This window comes from Pararhodobacter sp. (assembly GCF_036802785.1).
GTDB lineage: Bacteria > Pseudomonadota > Alphaproteobacteria > Rhodobacterales > Rhodobacteraceae > Pararhodobacter.
The window spans coordinates 42,503-63,929 of sequence record NZ_DAIRVN010000019.1 but is presented as its reverse complement, the minus strand read 5'-3'; the positions used below and the strand labels follow the sequence as shown (position 1 = coordinate 63,929).

At 63.8% G+C, this 21,427-nt stretch carries 21 protein-coding genes; 13 read left to right on the top strand and 8 right to left on the bottom strand.

The window, feature by feature from the left end:
- Positions 1-51: 51 nt before the first annotated feature.
- Entirely contained in the window at positions 52-900 is an 849-nt protein-coding gene (locus tag V7Q53_RS09015; RefSeq protein ID WP_333828207.1) for an SDR family oxidoreductase, read from the bottom strand.
- Between the two features lie 90 nt (positions 901-990).
- On the opposite strand from V7Q53_RS09015, the gene V7Q53_RS09010 reads away from it, so the two are divergent.
- Positions 991-1,404, top strand: coding sequence for a winged helix-turn-helix transcriptional regulator (locus V7Q53_RS09010; protein WP_333828206.1), 414 nt, complete (start codon positions 991-993; stop codon positions 1,402-1,404).
- A gap of 201 nt (positions 1,405-1,605) precedes the next feature.
- Here the strand turns inward: V7Q53_RS09010 and V7Q53_RS09005 are convergent, their stop codons facing one another.
- Positions 1,606-2,640: a calcium-binding protein gene (locus V7Q53_RS09005; RefSeq protein ID WP_333828205.1), complete on the bottom strand. Its 1,035-nt coding sequence runs from the start codon at positions 2,638-2,640 to the stop codon at positions 1,606-1,608.
- Between the two features lie 325 nt (positions 2,641-2,965).
- Between V7Q53_RS09005 and rpsO the strand changes: the two genes are divergently transcribed.
- Together rpsO and pnp are read left to right on the top strand one after the other, a co-directional pair.
- Positions 2,966-3,235: a 30S ribosomal protein S15 gene (rpsO, locus tag V7Q53_RS09000; protein ID WP_333828204.1), complete on the top strand. Its 270-nt coding sequence runs from the start codon at positions 2,966-2,968 to the stop codon at positions 3,233-3,235.
- A gap of 304 nt (positions 3,236-3,539) precedes the next feature.
- Positions 3,540-5,669: a polyribonucleotide nucleotidyltransferase gene (gene pnp, locus V7Q53_RS08995; protein ID WP_333828203.1), complete on the top strand. Its 2,130-nt coding sequence runs from the start codon at positions 3,540-3,542 to the stop codon at positions 5,667-5,669.
- Positions 5,670-5,771: 102 nt separating this feature from the next.
- Here pnp and V7Q53_RS08990 read toward each other — a convergent pair whose 3' ends face one another.
- On the bottom strand, positions 5,772-7,265 hold the full coding sequence (locus V7Q53_RS08990; protein ID WP_333828202.1) for a hypothetical protein: 1,494 nt from the start codon (positions 7,263-7,265) through the stop codon (positions 5,772-5,774).
- Between the two features lie 143 nt (positions 7,266-7,408).
- On the opposite strand from V7Q53_RS08990, the gene V7Q53_RS08985 reads away from it, so the two are divergent.
- From V7Q53_RS08985 to V7Q53_RS08970, 4 genes are read left to right on the top strand one after another with little or no spacing between them, the layout of a single operon-like run.
- Positions 7,409-8,176 (top strand): SDR family oxidoreductase, encoded by a 768-nt coding sequence (locus V7Q53_RS08985; protein ID WP_333828201.1) that lies wholly within the window; start codon positions 7,409-7,411, stop codon positions 8,174-8,176.
- Positions 8,173-8,802, top strand: a complete 630-nt coding sequence (locus V7Q53_RS08980) for an enoyl-CoA hydratase/isomerase family protein (protein ID WP_333828200.1) — start codon at positions 8,173-8,175, stop codon at positions 8,800-8,802. The genes V7Q53_RS08985 and V7Q53_RS08980 overlap by 4 nt, the downstream gene beginning before the upstream one ends.
- A gap of 38 nt (positions 8,803-8,840) precedes the next feature.
- Positions 8,841-9,191, top strand: coding sequence for a hypothetical protein (locus tag V7Q53_RS08975; RefSeq protein ID WP_333828199.1), 351 nt, complete (start codon positions 8,841-8,843; stop codon positions 9,189-9,191).
- A 41-nt stretch (positions 9,192-9,232) separates the two neighbouring features.
- Positions 9,233-9,712 carry a copper chaperone PCu(A)C gene (locus V7Q53_RS08970; protein WP_333828198.1) on the top strand — a complete coding sequence of 160 codons (480 nt, stop codon included), beginning with the start codon at positions 9,233-9,235 and terminating at the stop codon, positions 9,710-9,712.
- A 75-nt stretch (positions 9,713-9,787) separates the two neighbouring features.
- Here the strand turns inward: V7Q53_RS08970 and V7Q53_RS08965 are convergent, their stop codons facing one another.
- The 3 genes from V7Q53_RS08965 to V7Q53_RS08955 form a co-directional block, all read right to left on the bottom strand.
- The gene (locus V7Q53_RS08965; RefSeq protein ID WP_333828197.1) at positions 9,788-10,612 is read right to left on the bottom strand and encodes a C40 family peptidase; all 825 of its coding nucleotides are present in this window, start codon (positions 10,610-10,612) and stop codon (positions 9,788-9,790) included.
- A complete protein-coding gene (locus V7Q53_RS08960) occupies positions 10,609-12,012 on the bottom strand; it encodes a leucyl aminopeptidase family protein (protein ID WP_333828196.1) in 1,404 nt (467 codons plus the stop codon). The genes V7Q53_RS08965 and V7Q53_RS08960 overlap by 4 nt, the downstream gene beginning before the upstream one ends.
- A 170-nt stretch (positions 12,013-12,182) precedes the next feature.
- Entirely contained in the window at positions 12,183-12,563 is a 381-nt protein-coding gene (locus V7Q53_RS08955; RefSeq protein ID WP_333828195.1) for a hypothetical protein, read from the bottom strand.
- 150 nt (positions 12,564-12,713) lie between these two features.
- Here V7Q53_RS08955 and V7Q53_RS08950 point away from each other — a divergent pair, with 150 nt between their 5' ends.
- The 6 genes from V7Q53_RS08950 to V7Q53_RS08925 all read left to right on the top strand — a co-directional run bounded on the left by V7Q53_RS08950 (position 12,714) and on the right by V7Q53_RS08925 (position 19,296).
- Positions 12,714-13,364 carry a carbonic anhydrase gene (locus V7Q53_RS08950; RefSeq protein ID WP_333828194.1) on the top strand — a complete coding sequence of 217 codons (651 nt, stop codon included), beginning with the start codon at positions 12,714-12,716 and terminating at the stop codon, positions 13,362-13,364.
- Positions 13,365-13,459: 95 nt separating this feature from the next.
- Positions 13,460-15,142, top strand: coding sequence for a SulP family inorganic anion transporter (locus V7Q53_RS08945; RefSeq protein WP_333828193.1), 1,683 nt, complete (start codon positions 13,460-13,462; stop codon positions 15,140-15,142).
- A gap of 184 nt (positions 15,143-15,326) precedes the next feature.
- Positions 15,327-16,178 carry a 3-deoxy-8-phosphooctulonate synthase gene (gene kdsA / locus V7Q53_RS08940; protein WP_333828192.1) on the top strand — a complete coding sequence of 284 codons (852 nt, stop codon included), beginning with the start codon at positions 15,327-15,329 and terminating at the stop codon, positions 16,176-16,178.
- A complete protein-coding gene (locus tag V7Q53_RS08935; protein WP_333828191.1) occupies positions 16,175-16,981 on the top strand; it encodes a 3-deoxy-manno-octulosonate cytidylyltransferase in 807 nt (268 codons plus the stop codon). The genes kdsA and V7Q53_RS08935 overlap by 4 nt, the downstream gene beginning before the upstream one ends.
- A gap of 87 nt (positions 16,982-17,068) precedes the next feature.
- Positions 17,069-18,202: a UDP-galactopyranose/dTDP-fucopyranose mutase family protein gene (locus V7Q53_RS08930; RefSeq protein ID WP_333828208.1), complete on the top strand. Its 1,134-nt coding sequence runs from the start codon at positions 17,069-17,071 to the stop codon at positions 18,200-18,202.
- A 50-nt stretch (positions 18,203-18,252) separates the two neighbouring features.
- The gene (locus V7Q53_RS08925) at positions 18,253-19,296 is read left to right on the top strand and encodes a glycosyl transferase family 90 (RefSeq protein WP_333828190.1); all 1,044 of its coding nucleotides are present in this window, start codon (positions 18,253-18,255) and stop codon (positions 19,294-19,296) included.
- Between the two features lie 33 nt (positions 19,297-19,329).
- Here the strand turns inward: V7Q53_RS08925 and galE are convergent, their stop codons facing one another.
- Together galE and galU are read right to left on the bottom strand one after the other, a co-directional pair.
- Positions 19,330-20,313: a UDP-glucose 4-epimerase GalE gene (galE, locus tag V7Q53_RS08920; protein WP_333828189.1), complete on the bottom strand. Its 984-nt coding sequence runs from the start codon at positions 20,311-20,313 to the stop codon at positions 19,330-19,332.
- Between the two features lie 68 nt (positions 20,314-20,381).
- Complete coding sequence (gene galU / locus V7Q53_RS08915; protein ID WP_333828188.1) at positions 20,382-21,293, bottom strand: UTP--glucose-1-phosphate uridylyltransferase GalU; 912 nt, start codon at positions 21,291-21,293, stop codon at positions 20,382-20,384.
- Positions 21,294-21,427 lie beyond the last annotated feature (134 nt).

Genomic DNA, 21,427 nt, shown 5'->3' with positions numbered 1-21,427 from the left:
AAGAGGGGGGCAACGCCCCCCTCCCTTCGGCCCGGAAACCGCCCCGCCCGCTCAGCCTGGCAGCGCCGCCGCCACGGTTGCGCTCATCGGGGTGGTCGGGCGGCCGATCAGCCTTGAAAGGTCGCGGCCCTCATCGTGCAGCGCGCCCTTCGATGCCGCAGTATCAAAGCTCGCAATGGCCGCAGCAAGCGTGCCCGGCAGGCCGACACTTTCCAGGATACCCGCATAAACCGCTTCCGGCAGGTCGTTATAAGGAATGTCGCGCCCGGTCTGCCGGGAAACCTCGGCGGCCAGATCGCTCAGCGTATAGCTTTCATCGCCGGAAAGTTCATAGGTTTTCCCCTCATGCCCTTCCCCGACCACCACTTCTGCCGCTGCCTGCGCGTAATCCGCCCGGCTGGCCGACGCGATGCGCCCCTCGCCTGCACTGCCCACAAACGCCCCGTTTGCCAGCGCAGACGGAACGGAGCCGGTGTAATTCTCGGTGTACCAGCCGTTGCGCAGAATCGTGTAGCGCAGGCCCGATGCCTTGAGCGCCGCTTCAGTATCAGAATGCTCCACCGCAAGGCTGAGCGGCGATGTATCGGCATGCAGCAGGCTGGTATAGACAATGCGCGCCACCCCCGCCGCCTTTGCCGCCGCGATGACATTGCGGTGCTGAACGGCGCGGTGGCCAATCTCGCTGGATGAAATCAGCAGCAGGGTCTCCACCCCGTTCAGCGCTTTTTCCAGCGTTTCCGGGGCGTTGTAGTCAATATGGCGCGCGGGAACGCCGAGGTCGGCTGCTTTGTGCAGATCACGGGCAAGCGCAAGAATCCCGTTCGCGGGAAGCTTTTGCTTCAGGGCGTCGATCACAAGGCGGCCAAGCTGGCCAGTAGCTCCGGTCACGGCGATTGTCATGTCTTTGTCCTTTCGTTTCTGGAAACCTGGATGTAGAGCTAATACTTACCGTTCGTAAGTACGCACGTTTTGGTAAGTATGGAGAAAAGCATGACCCTGGCCGAAAAAATCCGTCGTGGAGACCTGCTGTCAGCCGACTGCCCTTCGCGCCAGGTGCTCAGGCATGTGACCAGCCGCTGGGGCGTCCTTGTCCTGATCGCCCTTGAGGGTGAGACGCATCGGTTCAGCCATCTGAAGCGCATGATTGGCGGCATAAGCGAGCGGATGCTGGCGCAGACCCTGCAATTGCTTGAGGCAGACGGGCTTGTTCTGCGCACCGCCTATGAGGTGGTGCCGCCCCATGTCGATTACCGGCTCACCCCGCTGGGTGCCGAGGCTGCCGCGAAAGTCCGCGAGCTGGCGGACTGGATCGAAACAAATCTGGCCGGGATTGCGGCACATTGGCAAGACGCCGCGCGAAGTGACGATTCCGGCGCGCCACCGCCACAGCCTGCTGCCCTCTGACCGGGCGTTTCCCGGCTTCTGTTGACCAATGCTCAGCGAAAGAGTCACACACCTGACGAAGCGCAGAAGCTGTCTGGCACGAAATGAGTCGCCCCGTTGGATGCGGCGCAGAGCGCAAGAGGCTTCAACGTCACCCCTTCATGGCCACATCCCTTTATGGCCGCACCCCGTCACAACCGCGCTCCAAGCGCACAACCCACCTCAGCGGGTCACCGAATACGGCGCATCGATACCATCGGCGATATCTTCCTGGCGTTCGATCATGTCGGCGGTCAGGCCAGCGCCGTTGTGCACAAGTGCGACCACCTCTCCATCGACCAGAACGCTGGCGATGCCCGTGTCAGGGTCGTGGGAGACAGAAATCTCCGGCTTCATATCCGGCTCACCAAAGGCAATCACCAGCCGGTCTTCGCCGGGGTTGAAATCCATGATTTCGGCAGGCGCGCCGCTGCCCAGCCAGCCGCCAAGCGCAAAAGTGTCAGCCCCTTCGCCGCCGGTTACAATGTCACCGGCGCCCGGAATGATCAGATCATCCCCCTCGCCGCCGTTCAGGAAGTTCCGGCCGCCGACATCCTCGCCGTTTTCGTCCGGATGAACACCGATCAGCGTGTCATTCCCATCGCCGCCGTTCAGCAGGTTATCGCCTTCGCCAGCGACCAGAAGGTCATTGCCCCAGCCGCCAACCAGGGTGTCATTGCCCGCGCCGCCATGCAGCGTATCGTCCCCCTCGCCGCCGTGCAGCAGGTCATCACCGTCACCTCCAAGCAGCAGATCATCGCCACCACCGCCCTGCAACGTGTCATCACCACCGCCACCGATGAGCAGATCATTGCCATCACCGCCGCGCAGCAGATCTTCGCCTTCGCCGCCGATCAGCGTGTCGTCACCACCCCCGCCTTCCAGTTGCCCGCCGTCATCGTCCAGCCGCAGCAGACGCGGTTGGGGCTCTGGCTCTGGGGTGTCGCGGCTGATGTATTCGTCATCCTCCCACTCGCCCGCCCAGTCATCTTCTTCGGCATCCTCTTCTCCGGCATCTTCCTCGTCGGGGGAAGGCGGCGTGTCCGGGGCGGCGTAGTCAAGCATATCTCCGCCGGTATCGCCTTCCTGCTCCCCCTCAGGAGTAAGGCTGTCGTCGCTGTCGCCGCTGCCTCCCTCCTGATCGGAATCCTGCGAGATGAAGGCATCGGCAACACTGCCGGCCAACACCAGACCAATCAGTCCCATAAGCATCCACATGCCTGCCCCCAGATTCTGCAAAGCGCCGCGCGGGTGGCCGCCCTCAGCCCGGTTTACACCAGACCGAATGAACAAAACGAGAAACAAGCATGGTTTACGGGCCGGATTCTGCAAAGCTGGTTAACGGACCCGGCCAGGGGGCCAAGGGGACAGGGGCTGAACCGCCGGACGCAAGGCAGACAGTTGATCTTGGTACGCATCTCGCCTATACGCGCGCATCCTCAGTGCGAATCCGGGTGCAGACCCGCGCCTGAGGGTGCTCCATGGGCCCTGCTGGACGACATCCCGGCTTGCGCCTTGAACCCGCATCGAAAAGGAGACCCCGATGTCGATTACCGTTGAAGAAAAAGCCCGCCTGATCAAGGAATTCGCAACCAAGGAAGGCGACACCGGCTCGCCCGAAGTGCAGGTTGCCATTCTGACCTCGCGGATCACCACGCTGACCGAACACTTCAAATCCCACAAAAAGGATAACCATTCCCGCCGTGGGCTTCTGATGATGGTGGCACAGCGCCGCAAGCTGCTGGACTATGTTCGCGGCAAGGACGAGGCACGCTATCAGTCGCTGATCGCACGCCTGGGCATCCGTCGCTGAGGCGACCGGCCAGCCCGACAGGAAACGCCCGCTTTCACAAGCGGGCGTTTTGCATTTCCGCCGGTCGCGATACAGATGCGAGTGCCGGGCTTCGATGCTCCTTCGCCCGCTCCTCTGGCGCGCTGCGGCCCCTGAAACGTGGGCGCTTTCCAAGGCAGTGCTTTTCCTGTATGCACCCGGCCATCTGTGACGTGACGCTCTGACCCCGGCGTGATGCGAAGGATAGGGGTCGGCGGCAATGGGGCCGCCATAGGAACGGGAGACCCGGGACGGGCCTGGGAGTGCTCCTTTGAGGATACGCTGAATGTTCAACATTACGAAAAAGTCGATCGAGTGGGGGCAGGAGACGCTCACGCTGGAATCGGGCCGTGTGGCCCGTCAGGCCGACGGCTCGGTCATTGCCACACTGGGCGATACCTCGGTCATGGCCAATGTGACCTTCGCCAAATCGGCGAAACCCGGTCAGGATTTCTTTCCGCTGACCGTGCACTACCAGGAACGTTATTACGCCGCGGGCAAAGTGCCCGGCGGCTTCTTCAAGCGCGAAGCGCGGCCTTCCGAAAAGGAAACGCTGACCTCGCGTCTGATCGACCGCCCGATCCGCCCGCTGTTCGTGGACGGCTTCAAGCATGAAGTGCTGGTGATCTGCACCGTGCTCAGCCACGATCTGGTCAATGAGCCCGATGTCGTTGCGATGATCGCAGCCTCGGCGGCGCTGACCATTTCCGGTGTGCCCTTCATGGGCCCGATTGCCGCCGCGCGTGTGGGTTTTGTTGATGGTGAATACATCCTCAACCCCGAATGCGATGACATGATCAAGCTGCGCGACAACCCTGAGCAGCGGCTGGATCTGGTCGTTGCCGGGACCAAGGACGCGGTGATGATGGTTGAATCGGAGGCTTATGAGCTGTCCGAGGCCGAGATGCTGGGCGCCGTGAAATTCGCCCATGAATCGATCCAGCCGGTGATCGACCTGATCATCGACTTCGCCGAAGACTGCGCGAAAGAGCCGTTCGACTTCACTCCGCCCGACTATTCGGCGCTCTATGGCAAGGTGAAGGCCGCTGGCGAGAGCCAGATGCGCGCCGCCTTCGCGCTGCGCGACAAGCAGGAGCGTGTGAACGCGATTGCTGCTGCGCGCGACGCGATCAAGGCCACGCTCACCGACGAAGAGCTTGGCGATGAGAACCTTGGCGCGGCCTTCAAGAAACTGGAAGCCTCGATCCTGCGGGGTGACATCATCAACGGTGCACCGCGTATCGACGGGCGCGACACCAAGACCATCCGTGCGATCAGCTCGGAAAACAGTGTGCTGCCGCGCACCCATGGTTCTGCCCTGTTCACCCGTGGTGAAACGCAGGCGCTGTGCATCACCACACTGGGCACCGGCGATGACGAGCAGTTCATGGATGCCCTGACCGGCACCTACAAGTCGAACTTCCTGCTGCACTACAACTTCCCCCCGTATTCGGTGGGCGAGGTCGGGCGCTTCGGCCCTCCGGGTCGTCGTGAGATCGGTCATGGCAAACTGGCATGGCGCGCGCTTCAGGCGGTTTTGCCTGCGGCAACCGACTTCCCGTACACCATCCGCATCGTGTCAGAGATCACCGAGTCGAACGGCTCCAGCTCGATGGCGACGGTCTGCGGCGGCTCCCTTTCCATGATGGATGCCGGTGTGCCCCTCAAGGCAGCGGTGGCCGGTGTGGCGATGGGTCTGATCCTGGAAGAGGACGGCAAGTTTGCCATCCTGTCAGACATTCTGGGTGACGAAGACCACCTTGGCGACATGGACTTCAAGGTTGCCGGGACCGAAAAGGGCATCACCAGCCTGCAGATGGACATCAAGGTTGCCGGGATCACCCCGGCGATCATGGAACAGGCGCTTGCGCAGGCCAAAGAAGGCCGGATGCATATTCTGGGTGAGATGTCCAAGGCACTGTCCAGCGCCAATGCGTTCAGCCAGTACGCGCCCAAGATTGAAACCATGACCATCCCCACCGACAAGATCCGCGAAGTGATCGGCTCGGGCGGCAAGGTCATCCGTGAGATCGTGGAAGTGTCGGGCGCCAAGGTCGATATCAACGACGACGGCGTGATCAAGATCGCCTCCAACGATCAGGCAGCGATCAAAAAGGCCTATGACATGATCTGGTCGATCGTGGCAGAGCCGGAAATCGGCCAGATCTACACCGGCACCGTGGTGAAGATCGTTGATTTCGGCGCCTTCGTGAACTTCTTCGGCAAGCGTGACGGGCTGGTGCATGTCAGCCAGATCGCAGCCAAACGCCTGAACCACCCTTCGGACGTTCTGAAAGAGGGGCAGGAGGTCAAGGTCAAGCTTCTGGGCTTTGATGACCGTGGCAAGGTCCGGCTGGCGATGAAGATGGTCGATCAGGAGACCGGACAGGAAATCGCCGAGGAAAAGGCTGACTGACCCACAGGGTCAGACTTTCTGTCATACGCAAAAAACAAAGGCCCCGGCCTTGCGCCGGGGTCTTTCTTTATGCCCTGCCTTATGTTCTGCGGGCGCGCGCGCTCAGAACGGCAGCGGGTTTCCGTTTACCCGCACCTGCCCACCCGGCAGGATCGTGACTTCGGACAGAAGCTGGTCCTCGCCAACGCTCGTCGCCAGCGCGCCGATCATCATGCGCGCCAGAAACGCCTGATCGGCCGGCAGTATGCCTTCGCGGCCCAACCGCTCCAGCAATTGCTCACCGCCCTGCAAGGTGAAGGTGAAGGCACCCTGCCCCTGCGCCAGTGCCTGATCAGGGCTTGCGGCCTCCATATCCGGCTCAAACCGGCCCGAACCCTCGAACTGCGCCTGCCCCAGCCGCAATGCCAGACGGTCCAGCCGGATCTCGGAAAACTCCAGCGGCGATGCACTTGTCTCGGCCTCGGACAGATCCACCAGCCAGCGCCCCTCGCCCACCAGCTCCAGCGCCAGATCTGCGGTTTCCTCGGCAAAGGTCTGCGCACCCAGAAGCATCCAGCTTGCCTCGCTCGCCTGCATCCCCTCCGAGATCAGCGATATGCTGAAGGGTTGCGGCGTGTCGGTGGGCACCAGCGGCATCTCGAACCCGGCCACGATCCGCTCGGCCGAAAAGTCACCCTCGGTCTCGCCGTAACCGCCGGTAAACTCAAGGTCCAGCGCGGTACCCTGCGCGCGCAACGCGCCGTCAGCCAGCGTCAGACTGCTGTCGGAATAGCCGCCAACACCGTCCAGCCGGACAAGGCTGCCACCGAAATCCTGCTGGCTGCTGCTGCGCGAGGCTGCGGCCTCATATTCGGCATGCAGGTTGAAGCCATGCTCAAAGAGCGCGCTCAGCGTTATCGGGCCTTCGCTGAGCACCTCCATCCCTTCGATGTTGAACCGGATCGTCAGATCATCAATCTCCGATATGTCGCGGCTGCTGGCGGGGGTGGTGTCTGGTGTGCCGTCCGACATGGCGCTCTGCCAGTTCTGGTCATACATCAGCGACGCCACCTCAATCTCGCCGGTCATGTTGACCTGATCACCAAGATCCATCGTCACCGCCCCGCTCAGAGCGGTAAGGTCAACACGCAGGGTCATCCGGTCCTGTTCCATGGCACTGAACGGCCCCTCGAACAGCGCCTCAACGGTGTCAAAGGCGGGGCTGAGGCGCAGGCCGTCTGCGTCGCGGTCAAACACCACCTCGCCGGAAAAGCTGAAATCCACCTCACCCGTGCCGGGCAGGGCCAGCCGCGTGCCCGAGGCAGGGATGAACGCGAACCCCTCACCCGCGCGCGGCTCAACCGTCAGGGTGGGCAGGGTCAGCACGGCGCTGCCAGCCCCGCGCGCGGGGCGAATGGTCACACCACTGGCAACCAGCCCGCGTTCGGTATCCGTGACACCCTCGGCGCTGACGCGCAGCCCGGCATCGGCGAGGCTTGCGCGCAGCATGTCCCAACCATCCTTGGCGCGCTGATCCTGCGCGGCGACAGGGGCCAAGGACAAGGCCCAGACAAGGGGCACAACCGCAAGCGGGCGGAAAATGGGCGGGAACAACATGAGGAGCCTCCGGTATATAATCGTCGCCAGTCTTTGCACACTGCGGTCGGCGGTCAAGCACGAAAGCCCGGCGCAGGGCTGGTCAGGCGACGATCCGCGCGCTACCACAGGGCCAACCAGTCTGAACGACCCGGGAGGAAGACATGTCCGCATCCCCTGAATGGGAAAACACTATCGCCGGCAAGGCCGTCCTGATCACCGGCGCAAGCCGTGGCATCGGCGCGGCCACCGCGCGCCTGTTTGCCGCAAAGGGCGCAAAACTGGGCCTTGCCGGGCGCCCGGGCGACGCGCTCAGCGCCGTCGCCGAAGAGACCGGCGCCCCCCTGCTGCCCTGCGACGTGGCTGATTTCGACGCCGTAGAGGGCGCAGTCGATGCGATGGTGGAACGCTTCGGCGCGCTCGACGTGCTGATCAACAACGCCGGTGTCATCGACCCTATCGCCCCCATTGAAAGCGTCGATCCCGCTGAATGGGGTCGCCAGATTGATGTCAATCTGAAGGGCGTGTTCTACGGCATGCGCGCCGCGCTGCCGGTGATGCGGCGGCAGGGCAAGGGCAGCATTCTGACCGTGGGTTCGGGTGCGGCCTATAACGCGCTGGAGGGCTGGTCAGGCTACTGCGCCTCAAAGGCCGGGGCGATCATGCTCACCCGCGCCGCGCATCTGGAAGCGGGCAGCGCGGTGCGCGTGCTCAGCCTTTCGCCGGGCACGGTGGCAACCGATATGCAGGGCGCGATCCGCAGCTCGGGCATCAACCCGGTCAGCCAGCTTGACTGGTCGGCGCATGTGCCGCCCGAATGGCCCGCGCGCGCGCTTCTGTGGATGTGCAGCACAGATTCCGATGAATACCTTGGCGCAGAGGTCAGCCTGCGTGAGCCGCAGATCCGCACCCGGCTGGGGTTGGTCGCATGATCACGCGTGAGGAACACGGGCCGCTCTGGGTGCTGACGCTGAACCGCCCCGAGAAGGCCAATTCGCTGACCCGCGCCATGATGGAAGAACTGATCACCCATCTGGAAGAGGCCAATGGCGTTGTCGAGGCGCTGGTGCTGACCGGCGCGGGCAAGGTGTTCAGCGCCGGCGCTGATCTGGACGAGGCCCGCGAAGGCCTTGCCACCGATTCGATCTGGGAAGAGTTGTCGGCCCGCATCGCCGCCCTGCGCTGTCTGTCCATCGCCGCGCTCAACGGAACGCTGGCGGGCGGGGCTTTTGGCATGGCGCTGGCCTGCGATGTCCGGCTGGCCGTGCCGGAGGCGAAATTCTTCTACCCGGTGATGAAGCTGGGCTACCTGCCCCAGCCCTCAGACCCGGGGCGGCTGGCCGCGCTGACCGGCCCGTCGCGGGCGCGGATGCTGCTGATGGGCGGCGCAAAGATCGGGGCCGATGAGGCGCTGGCATGGGGGCTTGTTGACCGCCTCCACCCGCGTGAGGCGCTGATGGATGCGGCGCGGGAGCTTGCCGCCGACGCCTGCGCCGCGCCGCAGGGCCACGCGGCGCGGATCAAGGCGATGATTCCGCGCGTTTGGTCGCACATCTAGTGCTTCTGGTGCCCCTGAAACGGTGCTAGAATAATCAGATGATGCAATTTCGCGCCACTGCCCTTGTCCTGCTCGCGCTGGCCGTGATGGCCAGCAGCGTGACCATGGCCGTGGCGCGCAATCAGCCGCGCCCGATCGGCGAGATGGTGCTTTGCACCGGCTATGGCATGGTCGTGGTCAGCGTTGATGCGCAGGGCCAGCCCACCGGGCCGATGATGCCCTGCCCCGATTGCGTGATCACCCTCGCCGGCCTGGACAGCGAAAGCGCGCTGCTGCCGCAGCGGCCGCAAACGCTGATCGCACTGGCCCATGCCCTGCGCAGCCTGCCCGCCCCGGCAATGGCCGCCCCGGTCTTTCGGCACCCGCGCGCACCGCCTGTCGCGGTCTGATCCCCCAGCCATCAGACCCATTTTTCAAGACAGGATACCCCATGTTCCGCACATTCACTGCCGCCTCTGTCGCGGCGCTTTTCGCCCTGCCCGCCCTCGCCTGTGACGGGTTCGAGGTGCACGAAGCCTATGCCCGCACCTCCACCGCCATGTCGCAGACGGGCGCGGCCTTTATGGTCATCCAGAACCACGGCGACACCGATTGCCACATCACCGGCGTGCGCTCGGATATCGCCGCACGAACTGAGCTGCACACCCATAGCGAAGACGCGCAGGGCGTGATGCGCATGATCCATGTGGAAGAAGGTTTCGCCCTGCCCGCCGATAGCGAACTGGTGCTTGAACGCGGCGGAAACCATGTGATGTTCATGGGCCTCAACCAGACACTGGCGCAGGGCGATGTGGTCGAAGTCACCTTCATCTTTGCCGATGACACCGAGGCAACGGTTGACGTGACCGTCGACCTTGAGCGCCAGCCCGGGGCGCATGGCCATTCACATGGCCATTCACACAGCAACTGACATCCGTTTCATCTTGCCCCAAATACGCCTGGGGGGGGTGAGCCGCGCAGCGGCGAGGGGGGCTGAAGGCCCCCCTTATCCGTCCACACGCAGGCGCCGCGTGACCGGCCCGCCGCTGACGGCGATCCGCGCTTCTGCCCCGGCGAGCGGTTCTTCCACCACGGACATATGCCATGCATTGGCGTGGATGATCATCCCCGGCGCGCTGACCAGCGCGACATGCCCCTTCCAGAACACCAGATCGCCCGGCCTTTCCTGACCCGCGCTGACCGCCGCTCCCGGCATTGCCGCCTGCAGGTCGCTGTCCGGCGGGCAGGGCAGGCCGCAGGCACGGCGCGCGGCCTGCACAAGGCCCGAGCAGTCAATCCCCGCGCGGCTGTTGCCGCCCCACAGATAGGGTGTGCCCAGAAACAGCCGCGCGGTTGTGACCGGGTCATCCAGCCAGTCACCCTGCGCGCGCAGATGGCATGCCGGGATATGGCCCTGCGGGGTCCGGGCAAGGGCGCCCTCAACCACAAGAACCTGCACCCGCGCCCCGAAGGAAAGCGCTGCCTCCTCCGCGCTTTTGATATCGGCGGCCCGGTAGCAATGGGTCGCCGGGGCGCTGACCCAATGCGTGACCGGATGGTCGGCACCCAGCGCGCCCGCCTGCAGCCAGCCGCAGTAGCCGTCCTCAGCGGAAAAGCCGAAAGCGTGGTCGCCCCGCCGCTCCAGTACGCAAAACCGGGCGCCGCGCAGCAATTGCCGGTCGCGCGCGCCACCGGGTGTGGCGCACAGATCGGCCAGCGGCGCGGTCAGCCGGGCCCAGTCGCCGGGCGTGAACGTAACCCCCTCCAGCGTGCCGCGCAGACTGTCATGCGCAACCCGCTCGGTGGCGCGCAAAAAGCGGCGATCACTCATTCCTCCAGCCCCAGAACCCGGGGCAGCGCCGCCAGAAGCGCCCGCGCACCCTGCCCCACGCCACCCTTGGGCCGGGCGGGCGCATCCTTGGGCTGCCAGCCATAGATATCGAAATGCACGAACCGTTGCGACTGGCTGACAAAGCGGCGCAGGAACAGCGCCGCCGTGATCGACCCCGCCATTCCGCCCGCAGGAGCATTGTCCAGATCGGCGATGCCGGGCTCGATCAGCGGCTCATAGGGGTCATGGAACGGCATGCGCCACAGCGGGTCACCCTGCGCCGCACCCGCCGCCATCAGCGCGGCGGCAAGGCCGTCATCGCCGGTATAAAAGGGCGGCAGGTCAGGCCCCAGCGCAACCCGCGCCGCGCCGGTCAGCGTGGCCATGCAGACCAGCGCATCGGGGCTTTCCTCATCGGCCAGCGCCAGCGCATCGGCCAGCACCAGCCGTCCTTCGGCATCGGTATTGTTCACCTCCACCGTCAGCCCGTTGCGCGCGGTCAAAATGTCGCCGGGGCGCATGGCGCTGCCAGAGATCGCGTTTTCCACCGCCGGGATCAGCACGCGCAACCGCACCTTCCAGCCCAGCGCCATGATCATCAGCGCAAGCCCCAGAACCGTCGCCGCGCCGCCCATGTCCTTTTTCATCAGGCCCATGGAACTGCCGGGCTTGATGTTCAGCCCGCCTGTATCAAAGCACACACCCTTGCCGACCAGCGTCAGGCGCGGCCCGCTTTCGCCCCAGCGCAGGTCCAGCAGGCGCGGCGTGCGGTCCGAGGCGCGTCCAACTGCGTGGATCAGCGGGAAGTTTTCGACCAGCAGGTCATCACCATAGGTGACCGACACCTGCGCGTCGAATTCCTCGCCCAGCGCCAGAACGGCGGTTTCCAGCTCTTCGGGGCCCATATTGGCGGCGGGCGTGTTGATCAGATCGCGTGTCAGCCATTCGGCGGCGGCAATGATCTCAAGGCGCCCGGCATCCACCCCGTCTGGCGGCTTGAGGGCCGCCAGCGCGGGCGCGCTTTCGCGGCGGAAGCGGTCAAAGCGATAGCCTGCCAGCAGCCAGCCCAGCGCATGGTCGGTCAGCACCTCCGGCGGATGGTCGCCTGTGATATGATAATTCCCCACGGGCAACCTGCCGCGCGCACCGCCAAGGATGAAGCGCTGCCGCTGGCGCGCCTGCGCGCTTCCAAGGCCGACAACGGCCAGTGCCAGACGCCCCACGACATCTGGGACCAACGCGACAGCGCCTGCGGAAGCGTTAAATCCGGTGGCCGCCAGCCAGTCGCGCACGCGTTCCGGCTGGGTATCCAGCCAGGAGGTCAGATCTTCGGCGTTGACGGGATGAAGCGGAACCGAAGGGCTTTCGGCGGGCGCAAAGGAAGCAGGGGCAGGACGCATGAAGGCTCTCGCGCGGTTGAGGGGCTGACCCTCAGCCTAGTGCAAATCCATCGGCAGTTGGAACCGCTTATCGCCGCGAAATCACCGCTGTGAAGCCGACAGGCGCAATTCCGCGCCATCATGCCCGAAGGATTGCCCACAAGCCCCGGCAGATGCCCCGCGCTGACGCGTCAGAGCGACAGGCCCGGCAGTTCCCAGACCTGCGCCAGCGAGCGGTCGCCGATACGCACCAGCCGCTCCCACACCGCGCGATAGGCGATCATGTCGCCGCGAACGGCAGCGGCGCCCAGATCGCCCGTGACCCGCGCAAGACTGATCAGGCCAATCCCGTTGCACAGGCTGACAACGCGTTCGGCCTTCACCGGCACATCATCAAGCGCGCCGATGCGGGTGGCCAGTTCAATCTCGGCAAGCCGGTCTGAGATATCTTCGATGGAATCCATGACAAACCCCTCTGCCGCGCGGTCGCCCATTTGGCGAAACAACGCTTCAAGTCGCGGCGCATCAATCTGGATGCGTTCAGACTGCCTGAGTTCAACAACAGATGCCACACCGGTACCCCTCTGGCCTGCTCCCATTCACCTGCAACGAGACTGGACGGCCCGGGTTAAGAAAGTCTTGTCGGTGTGGCAGAAAAAAGGTCGAATTCGACCGGAAATATGAATAACACTGCGGCGCAGGCTACTGGAAGGGAATAAAGCATGACCGAGGTGCAAAAGCTGCCCTCATTTCTCGTAAGCCGATACCGCGCGTGGCAGGCCACAACCTATGCCGAGAACAAGAGCTGGTATCATCATCTTGCCGATCAGGGGCAGCATCCACGCTCGATGGTGATTGCCTGCTGCGATTCGCGGGTGCATGTGGAAGCACTGTTCAACGCCGATGTCGGTGAGTTCTTCATTCATCGCAACATTGCCAATTTTGTGCCGCCCTACACGCCGGACGGGCAGACCCGCGGCACCTCGGCGGCGGTGGAATACGGGGTGAGCGTGCTGAAGGTGGCGCATCTGATCGTGATGGGCCATTCCAATTGCGGCGGCATCCGGGGCTGCCATGACATGTGCGCCGGAACCGCGCCAGAGCTGCGCGAAAGCACCAGCTTCATCGGACATTGGCTGATGAACCTCCGGCAGGGTTATGACAATGTGGCGCAGATCGCGGACGAGCATGAACGCCTTGAAGCCCTGGAGCGTGAAGGGATCCGCATCTCGGCAGCGAATCTCATGAGCTTTCCCTTCGTGCGTGACGCCGTGGCGGCAGGCGCATTGTCGGTTCATGGCCTCTGGAACGACATAGGCAAGGGGCGGATGGAATATCTGGACGGCGCATCCGGGGCTTTCCTGCCGGTCTGACAGGTGTCTGGCAAAGAATCAGGTCTTGTTCCTTGAAAGTCCTGCCGACATGGGCTTTATATTCGCTTTATTGAATAAGATGGAAACGCATCACCATGCCCGGCACCAGCGAAGAACGCTTTACCCCCGCCCTCGTCGAAACCCTGCGCGAGGGGTACGGCCTTGGCAATCTGCGGCAGGATGCGCTTGCCGGAATGACCGTGGCCATTGTCGCACTGCCGCTGTCGATGGCAATCGCCATCGCGGCGGGGGGCACACCGGCCATGGGGCTGTATACCGCCATCATCGGCGGGTTCGTCATTTCGGCGCTGGGGGGCAGCCGCTATCAGATCGGCGGCCCGGCGGGCGCGTTCATCGTACTGGTGGCGGCGACCATCGCCCAGCATGGCGTTGGCGGCATGATCGTGGCGACGATGATGGCCGGGGTGATCATGGGTGCCATCGGCCTGCTGCGGCTGGGAAGCTATATCAAGTTCATCCCCTATCCGGTGACGGTGGGCTTTTCAGCCGGTATTGCGGTGATCATCTTCTCAAGCCAGATCAAGGATCTGCTGGGCCTGACACTGACTGAACCGGAGCCTGCGCATATCCTTGAGAAACTGCCGGTGCTGTGGGAAAGCCTGCCCAGCGCCAATATGGTGACCATCGCACTGGCGTTCACCACTGTCGCGCTGATCATCGGGCTCAAACGCTTCGCGCCCCGGCTGCCGAACCTGCTGATTGCTGTGGTGACCACGACAGTGGCCGCCGCCCTGCTGGGGCTGAACACGCCGACGATTGAATCGACCTTTGGCGCGGTGCCCGCAGGGCTGCCGATGCCCAGCCTGCCCCATGTCGATGCCGCCCTTCTGATCGCCGTCCTGCCCAATGCCATCGCCTTCGCGCTGCTTGGCGCAATCGAGGCGCTGCTTTCAGCGGTGGTGGCGGACGGGATGACGGGGCACCGGCACAATTCCAACATGGAGCTGGTGGCGCAGGGGGTGGCGAATATCGCGGTGGGGCTGTTCGGCGGCATGGTCGCCACCGGCACCATCGCCCGCACCGCCACCAATGTGCGCGCCGGGGGGCATGGGCCGGTGGCCGGGATGCTGCATGCGGTGTTCATCCTGCTGTTCATCGTGCTTGCCGCGCCGCTGGTGGGGTTTGTGCCCTTGGCCAGCCTGGCCGGGGTACTGGCGGTGGTTGCCTGGAACATGATCGAGCGCGATGCGATCGTCTCGCTTTTGCGCAGTTCGCGCGCGGATGCGGCAGTGCTGCTGGTCACGCTGGGCCTGACCGTGTTCCGCGACCTGACCGAGGCGATTGTCGTGGGCGTTGCGCTGGGGGCAGTTCTGTTCATTCACCGCATGTCGAAAGCCGCCGAGGTGGTGGAACAACGCACGCTTGAGCCGGAAGATGCCGATGACGCGCCCAGACCGCTCGACCCCGAAATCGTCATCTACCGCATTCGGGGGGCGTTTTTCTTTGGTGCCACGGCCTCGGTCGGTGCGGTTCTGGACCGGATTTCAGACAAGTATCGCGGGCTTCTGGTGGATCTCTCGGATGTGACGCTGATCGATTCCACCGCCGCGCATCTGATCGAGCAACTGGTGCACAAAGCTGAAAAGCGCGGTGTTGATGTGATGCTGACCGGCACCACGCATGACCTGCGCGTGCAGCTTTTCGCCCAGGGGCTGAAACCGCCAAAAGTGGCTTATGAAAGCTCGATCCCGCTGGGGCTGAGCAAGATGCGCCACAGGCTGGACCAGCGGCAGGGCGCGGAGGCCGAACAGACCTGAACCGCCCCCGGGTGGCCGGGCAGGGGGGTTTTCCACCCCCCTCTTGGCCTTTGGCCAATTCACCCCCCGGAGGATATTTCTGAACAGATGAAGGGGCGCGGCGGGGCTTTCGCGGCGAAAGCGCTTCACAGCGGGGAAGCGGCACACTAGGGTCGGCGCCAGTGAAACCGTATGTGATTGTCCGATGACCGCCGCCGCCCCTTCCCCTGCCCGGACCGTGCGTATCGGCGATATCGTGCTGGGTGGCGATGCCCCGCTGGTGCTGATCGCCGGCCCCTGCCAGCTGGAAAGCCTGGATCACACGCGCGCGCTTTGCGCCCGTATTCTTGAGGCCTGCGCGCCGAACGCGACACCGCTGATTTTCAAGGGCAGCTTTGACAAGGCGAACCGCACCAGTCTGACCGGCGCGCGCGGGCCGGGAATGGCGCGCGGGCTGGAGATACTGGCGCGCATCCGCGATGAATTCGGGGTGCCGGTGCTGACCGATGTGCATGAGCCCAGCCAGTGCGCCACCGTCGCCGAAGTGGCGGATGTGTTGCAGATACCCGCCTTCCTGTGCCGCCAGACCGATCTTTTGCTGGCCGCAGGCGCGACCGGGCGCGCGGTGAATGTGAAGAAGGGCCAGTTTCTGGCGCCCGGTGACATGCGCCATGTTGCGGCCAAGATCGAAAGCACCGGGAATGAGCGCATTCTGTTGTGCGAGCGGGGCACCTCGTTCGGCTACAACACGCTGGTCAATGATTTCCGCGCGCTGCCGGTGATGGCCGGGACCGGCTGGCCCGTGGTGTTTGACGCCACGCATTCGGTGCAGGAGCCCGGCGGTTTGGGCGGGTCAACCGGCGGGCGGCGCGAATTTGTTCCGGTGCTGGCGCGGGCGGCCTGTGCGGTGGGGGTTTCGGCGATTTTCCTTGAGGTGCATGAAGACCCTGACAACGCCCCCTCGGACGGGCCGAACATGCTGCCGGTCGACAGCCTTGCACCGCTGATCCGCCGCTTATGCGCGATTGACGCGCTGGTGAAGGGCGCGGACGCATGAGCGCTGCCTGCATCATCATCCCGGCGCGCTTTGAATCGACGCGCTATCCGGGCAAGCCATTGGTGCCGCTGAAAGGCGCGGGCGGCACCGCCCGCAGCCTTCTGGAACGCACCCTGCTCGCCGCACGCCGTGCCGCCGAGGTGGTGGCGCTGAGTGGCATCCATGTTGCGACCGACGATGCGCGCATCGCGGCCGAGGCCGAGCGGCTGGGCGCGCGCGTGATCATGACCGACAGCACCTGCCAGAACGGCACCGAGCGGGTTGCGCAGGCCGTTGCGCGCGCCGGGATCGGCGATGAGATCATCGTGAACCTGCAGGGCGACGCCCCGCTGACCCCACCCGCCTTTGTCGCGGCCCTTGTGGAGGCGATGCGCGCCGACCCCACGCGGCAGGTGGCCACCCCTGTCCTGCGTTGCTCGCCCGAGGCGTTGGAGAACTTTCTGGCTGATCGCCGCGCGGGCCGGGTGGGAGCGACGACCGTTGTCAGCGATCTGGCCGGGCAGGCGCTTTACTTCTCGAAAGAGGTGATCCCCTATACCGGCGGGCAGGCACTGCGCGATGTGCCGGTCTTTCACCATGTCGGCCTTTACGCCTATCGCCAGCCCGCGCTGCGCGCCTATACCGGCACCGGCATGACCCCGCTTGAGCGGATCGAAGGGCTGGAGCAGTTGCGCTTTCTGGAGACCGGCCAGAAGATCGCCGCCATCGAGGTGGAAGCGGCCGGCGCGGCGTTCTGGGAATTGAACAACCCCACCGATGTTCCGCTCATCGAGGCCTATCTGGCGCGGATGGGGATGGACTGAGGTCAGGCGGGGATGCACATTGCCCGCGCATTTGCTAAGCGCCGGTAGATGGCAAAACATGAGGTCTGTGTGAGCGAAGATATTCTGATGGCGGGCGCCGGGCTTTCCGGCGCCGTGGCGGGGCGGATGCTGGCCGAGGCCGGGCACCGCGTGACGGTGGTGGATGCGCGCGCCCATATCGCGGGCAACTGCCATACCGAGCGTTGCGCGGAAACCGGGGTGCTGGTCCATGTCTATGGCCCGCATATCTTTCACACCGACGATGCCGAGGTCTGGGAATACGTCAACCGCTTTGAGCGCTTCATGCCCTACAAGAACCGCGTCAAGGCCACGACCGGCGGCGCGGTCTATTCGCTGCCGATCAACCTGCACACGATCAACCAGTTCTTCGGCCAGACCCTGCGCCCCGATGAAGCCCGCGCCTTCATCGAGGCGCAGGCCGATACCTCCATCACCGACCCGCAGACCTTTGAGGAACAGGCTTTGCGCTTTGTCGGCCCGGCGCTCTATGAGGCGTTTTTCAAGGGCTATACGCTCAAGCAGTGGGGCTGCCACCCGCGTGAGCTGCCCGCCTCCATTCTCAAGCGGCTGCCGGTGCGGTTCAACTATGAGGATGATTATTTCGCCCATCGGTTTCAGGGCATGCCTGAGCAGGGCTATACCGCGATGGTCGCGCGCATCCTTGATCATCCGGGCATCAGCCTGCATCTGAACACCCGCTTCAGCCGCGATCAGGCCGGGCGCTATGGTCATGTTTTCTATTCCGGCCCGCTGGACGGCTGGTATGACTGCGATATCGGGCGGCTGGGCTACCGGACGCTGGATTTTGAGCGTTTCACCCATCAGGGTGACTGGCAGGGCTGTGCCGTGATGAACTATGGCGAGGAATCGGTGCCGTTTACCCGCACTACCGAGCACAAGCATTTTGCCCCGTGGGAAAAGCACGAGGGTTCGGTGCTGTACCGGGAGTATTCGCGCGCCTGCGGAGAAGAAGATATTCCCTATTATCCGATCCGCATGGTCGAGGAAAAGGCGCTGCTGCGCGCCTATGTCGAGCGTGCGCAGGCGGAAAGCGGGGTTACGTTCATGGGGCGGCTTGGCACCTACAGGTATCTGGATATGGATGTCACCATCCGCGAGGCGCTCGATTGCGCGCGCCTCTTTCTGAAAAGCCGCAGTGCCGGGCATGCAATGCCGGCTTTGGCGGTAAACCCGCTCTGACCCCCGGCGCGATTCGCAGAAAGGCCGCTTGAATGCCGTTGCATGAGTTCATGTGCCCGCAGGTTTGCCCTGACAATCGCTGGCTGCGCGACAAGCCCCGCCTGCTGGGCGATTATCCCGCCAGCCTGATCACGCTGTGCGATTTTGACACCGGCATGCTGTATTTCCAGAAGAACAACCGGCGCGAGATGGCCTCACGGCCGATAACGGCGCTGGATACCGACGAAAACCTGCGCATGAACAAGGCCGAGCGCACGATTGAGCTGATTCAGAGCCTGCGCGGGCGGGTGCGGGGCGCTGTCGTCGCCAATATGCGCGACGCGGTCCCCTTTGACCCCGAGTTCTATTTCGGGCGCGAAGTGAACATCCTGCAATACAACCGCCGCAGGGGCAGTCAGAGCGCGGTGCTGTGGCGCCTGCCGGGGTATTATGAGCCCAGCGAAAAGCTGGGCGGCACCTTTCAGCGCGAAATTGTCGAGACATTGCGGTTTCAGGACAAGAAACCGATGATCTACTGGCGCGGCGCGTTCAGTGGCGGGCGCTGGCTGAACCCCTTTCATCGCAGCACCCCCGGCAAGCCGACAGACATTACCGCGGTTGAGGAGGCCGCCGCATGGAACTCACGCGCCCGCGCCGTGGTTTTCGGGGCGGCCAACCGCGAATTCTGCGACATGCGCTTTGGCATGAACCGGCGGAAGCTGAAGCTGGAACCGGGAGAGGCGCGGAGAAACAAGTATCTGGGCCGTCAGGTGAAGCCCGATGTCATGCTTGAACACCGCTACCTGCTATGCCCCGCCGGGCATGACGTGGCCACGCAGACCTATTGGATACTCAACACCAACAGCCTCGCCCTGAAGGAAGAAACTGAATACGAGGTTCTGCCCGATTACTTCCTCAAGCCATGGGTGCATTACGTTCCCATCGCCCCGGGCCTGACCGATCTGCGCGAGAAGTTTGAATATCTTGAGGCCAATCCAGCGCTTTGCGAGGCGATCATCGAGCGGGCGCACGCAGCCTATGCCCGCATTATCCAGCCCGCGATCTGGGAAGAGGCCGAAAATATCGTGCTGGACCGGCTGGGCATCAGGGCATAGCGGCCTGAACCCCTGTTGCAGACCGGGGCCGCCTCAGCCAGAGTAACCTCCGTTCCGGTGCCAGTGCCACGCATCACGGATCATCAGCCGCAACGACGAGCGCTGCGGCTCCCAGCCCAGCAGATCAATGGCGCGGTGACTGCCGGAAACCAGACTGGCGGCATCCCCCGCCCGGCGCGGGCCAAAGCGGTGCGGCACTGTCTTGCCAGTGGCCGCGCGGCAATGGCCGATCACCTCGCGCACGCTGAAGCCAACCCCGGTGCCCAGATTGAACACCTGACTGCCCTTGCCCTCGCGCAGCCATTCCAGCCCCAGCACATGCGCCTCGGCCAGATCGAAAACATGGACGTAGTCGCGCACACAGGTGCCGTCATGGGTGGGATAATCCTCGCCATGGATCACCAGTTCAGGGCGCTGGCCGTCGATGGCCTCCAGCATTACCGGAATCAGATGCGTCTCAGGGCGATGGTATTCACCCAACACCCCTTCAGGGTCCGCCCCGGCCACGTTGAAATAGCGGAAAATGACCGAGCGCAGGCCGTGGCTGACCCCGAAATCGCGCAGGATTTCCTCAACCGCACGTTTGGAAGAGCCATAGGCATTGATCGGCGCCTTGTGGCTTGCCTCGGTCAGGACAACGCCATCCTGCTCACCATAAACCGCGCAGGTTGAGGAAAAGACGAACTCCTGACACTGCGCAGCCGCTGCGGCCTCGATCAGGTTGAGCGAGCCCATAACGTTGTTACGCCAGTATTTCCCGGGGTTCGACATCGACTCCCCTACCAGACTGGCGGCGGCGAAATGCATCACGGCAACCGGGGCATACTCCCGGAAAGCGGCGTCCAGTGCGGCGCGATCGGTCAGATCGCCCTGCACCAGCGGGCCGAATTTGACGGCCTGCGCCCAACCCGTGCTGAGATTGTCAAAGGTCACCGGCACAAAACCACGCGCCGCGAGCGCCTTACAGGCATGCGAGCCGATATATCCGGCGCCGCCCGTCACCAGCACATGAGTCATTCATACGCTCCGAAACAAGACACCCCACTGCAAGACAACGCCGCGCGCGGGATGTCAAGTCAGCGGTGTCAATGCGCTGCGGTTCGTGCGCCCTGTTGCTCATCATGAGCAGCGAGCCGCTCACGCACGAGCGTGAAAAAGGCGTCGCGGTAATCTGGGTGGTCGGCGGCATGATCGACGATGGCTGACAGATAGCCGAACTTGTCGCCGCAGTCATAGCGCGTGGCACTGCATTTCAGCGCAGCCACCTTGCCTTCCTTCGCCAGAATGTCGATGGCATCGGCCAGCTGGATCTCGCCGCCGGTACCGGGCGTGAGCGTGCGCAGGATGCCGAAAATCTCAGGCTCGAACACGTAGCGCCCGAACGAGGCCAGCAGCGAGGGCGCTTTATCGGCCGACGGTTTCTCAATCAGCCCGGCCACGGCAACCTGATCGCCCAGATCCTGCGCGCCCGGTACCACGATGCCATATTTCGAGACCTCTTCGCGGGCCACCTCATTGACGCAAAGCAGGTTGCGCGGGGAGCGGTCATAGGCCTCGACAAGGTCTTGCGTGGGCAGGCGGACACCCTTCATCAGGTCATCGGCCAGCAGCACTGCGAAGGGCTGGTTGCCCACCGCGGGCGCTGCGCACAGGACGGCATGGCCCAGCCCCAGCGGCTCTGCCTGCCGCACGAAAATGCAGCTCACGCCTTCAGGAACGATATTGCGCACCATCTCGCGGATTTCGTGCTTGCCCTTGGCGGCCAGCTGCATCTCAAGCTCAAGATTGGCATCGAAATGATCGCCGATCGCGCGCTTGTTGCGGCCGGTGACGAACACCAGTTCGGTTATCCCCGCCGCAATGGCCTCTTCCACGGCAAACTGGACAATCGGCTTGTCGATAATCGGAAGCAGCTCTTTCGGCATTGCCTTGGTCGCCGGAAGAAAACGGGTTCCCAAGCCTGCCACCGGGAAAACGGCTTTTGTGATGCGGCTCAACGGGGCCTCCATTCAGGTTCTGTTAATTTGTTTGCGAAACGCTAGCGCATTCCATTCTTAGTTTAATCCCCAGCCTTTGTCGATGTTCCACACTTTTTCACAAACAGACAAGCGGCAGCAAAACTGGGCGATTA

What these genes read in the sequence shown, in the direction of transcription:
- V7Q53_RS08975 (WP_333828199.1), top strand. Translation starts at nt 8,841, where the DNA reads ATGATGCAATTTCGCGCCACTGCCCTTGTCCTGCTCGCGCTGGCCGTG.
- V7Q53_RS08925 (WP_333828190.1), top strand. Translation starts at nt 18,253, where the DNA reads ATGTGCCCGCAGGTTTGCCCTGACAATCGCTGGCTGCGCGACAAGCCC.
- V7Q53_RS08965 (WP_333828197.1), bottom strand. Translation starts at nt 10,612, where the DNA reads ATGAGTGATCGCCGCTTTTTGCGCGCCACCGAGCGGGTTGCGCATGAC.
- V7Q53_RS09015 (WP_333828207.1), bottom strand. Translation starts at nt 900, where the DNA reads ATGACAATCGCCGTGACCGGAGCTACTGGCCAGCTTGGCCGCCTTGTG.
- V7Q53_RS08950 (WP_333828194.1), top strand. Translation starts at nt 12,714, where the DNA reads ATGACCGAGGTGCAAAAGCTGCCCTCATTTCTCGTAAGCCGATACCGC.
- V7Q53_RS08935 (WP_333828191.1), top strand. Translation starts at nt 16,175, where the DNA reads ATGAGCGCTGCCTGCATCATCATCCCGGCGCGCTTTGAATCGACGCGC.
- V7Q53_RS08945 (WP_333828193.1), top strand. Translation starts at nt 13,460, where the DNA reads ATGCCCGGCACCAGCGAAGAACGCTTTACCCCCGCCCTCGTCGAAACC.
- V7Q53_RS09005 (WP_333828205.1), bottom strand. Translation starts at nt 2,640, where the DNA reads ATGTGGATGCTTATGGGACTGATTGGTCTGGTGTTGGCCGGCAGTGTT.
- galE (WP_333828189.1), bottom strand. Translation starts at nt 20,313, where the DNA reads ATGACTCATGTGCTGGTGACGGGCGGCGCCGGATATATCGGCTCGCAT.
- V7Q53_RS08970 (WP_333828198.1), top strand. Translation starts at nt 9,233, where the DNA reads ATGTTCCGCACATTCACTGCCGCCTCTGTCGCGGCGCTTTTCGCCCTG.
- V7Q53_RS08960 (WP_333828196.1), bottom strand. Translation starts at nt 12,012, where the DNA reads ATGCGTCCTGCCCCTGCTTCCTTTGCGCCCGCCGAAAGCCCTTCGGTT.
- V7Q53_RS08980 (WP_333828200.1), top strand. Translation starts at nt 8,173, where the DNA reads ATGATCACGCGTGAGGAACACGGGCCGCTCTGGGTGCTGACGCTGAAC.
- V7Q53_RS08985 (WP_333828201.1), top strand. Translation starts at nt 7,409, where the DNA reads ATGTCCGCATCCCCTGAATGGGAAAACACTATCGCCGGCAAGGCCGTC.
- kdsA (WP_333828192.1), top strand. Translation starts at nt 15,327, where the DNA reads ATGACCGCCGCCGCCCCTTCCCCTGCCCGGACCGTGCGTATCGGCGAT.
- pnp (WP_333828203.1), top strand. Translation starts at nt 3,540, where the DNA reads ATGTTCAACATTACGAAAAAGTCGATCGAGTGGGGGCAGGAGACGCTC.
- V7Q53_RS08990 (WP_333828202.1), bottom strand. Translation starts at nt 7,265, where the DNA reads ATGTTGTTCCCGCCCATTTTCCGCCCGCTTGCGGTTGTGCCCCTTGTC.
- V7Q53_RS09010 (WP_333828206.1), top strand. Translation starts at nt 991, where the DNA reads ATGACCCTGGCCGAAAAAATCCGTCGTGGAGACCTGCTGTCAGCCGAC.
- rpsO (WP_333828204.1), top strand. Translation starts at nt 2,966, where the DNA reads ATGTCGATTACCGTTGAAGAAAAAGCCCGCCTGATCAAGGAATTCGCA.
- V7Q53_RS08930 (WP_333828208.1), top strand. Translation starts at nt 17,069, where the DNA reads ATGGCGGGCGCCGGGCTTTCCGGCGCCGTGGCGGGGCGGATGCTGGCC.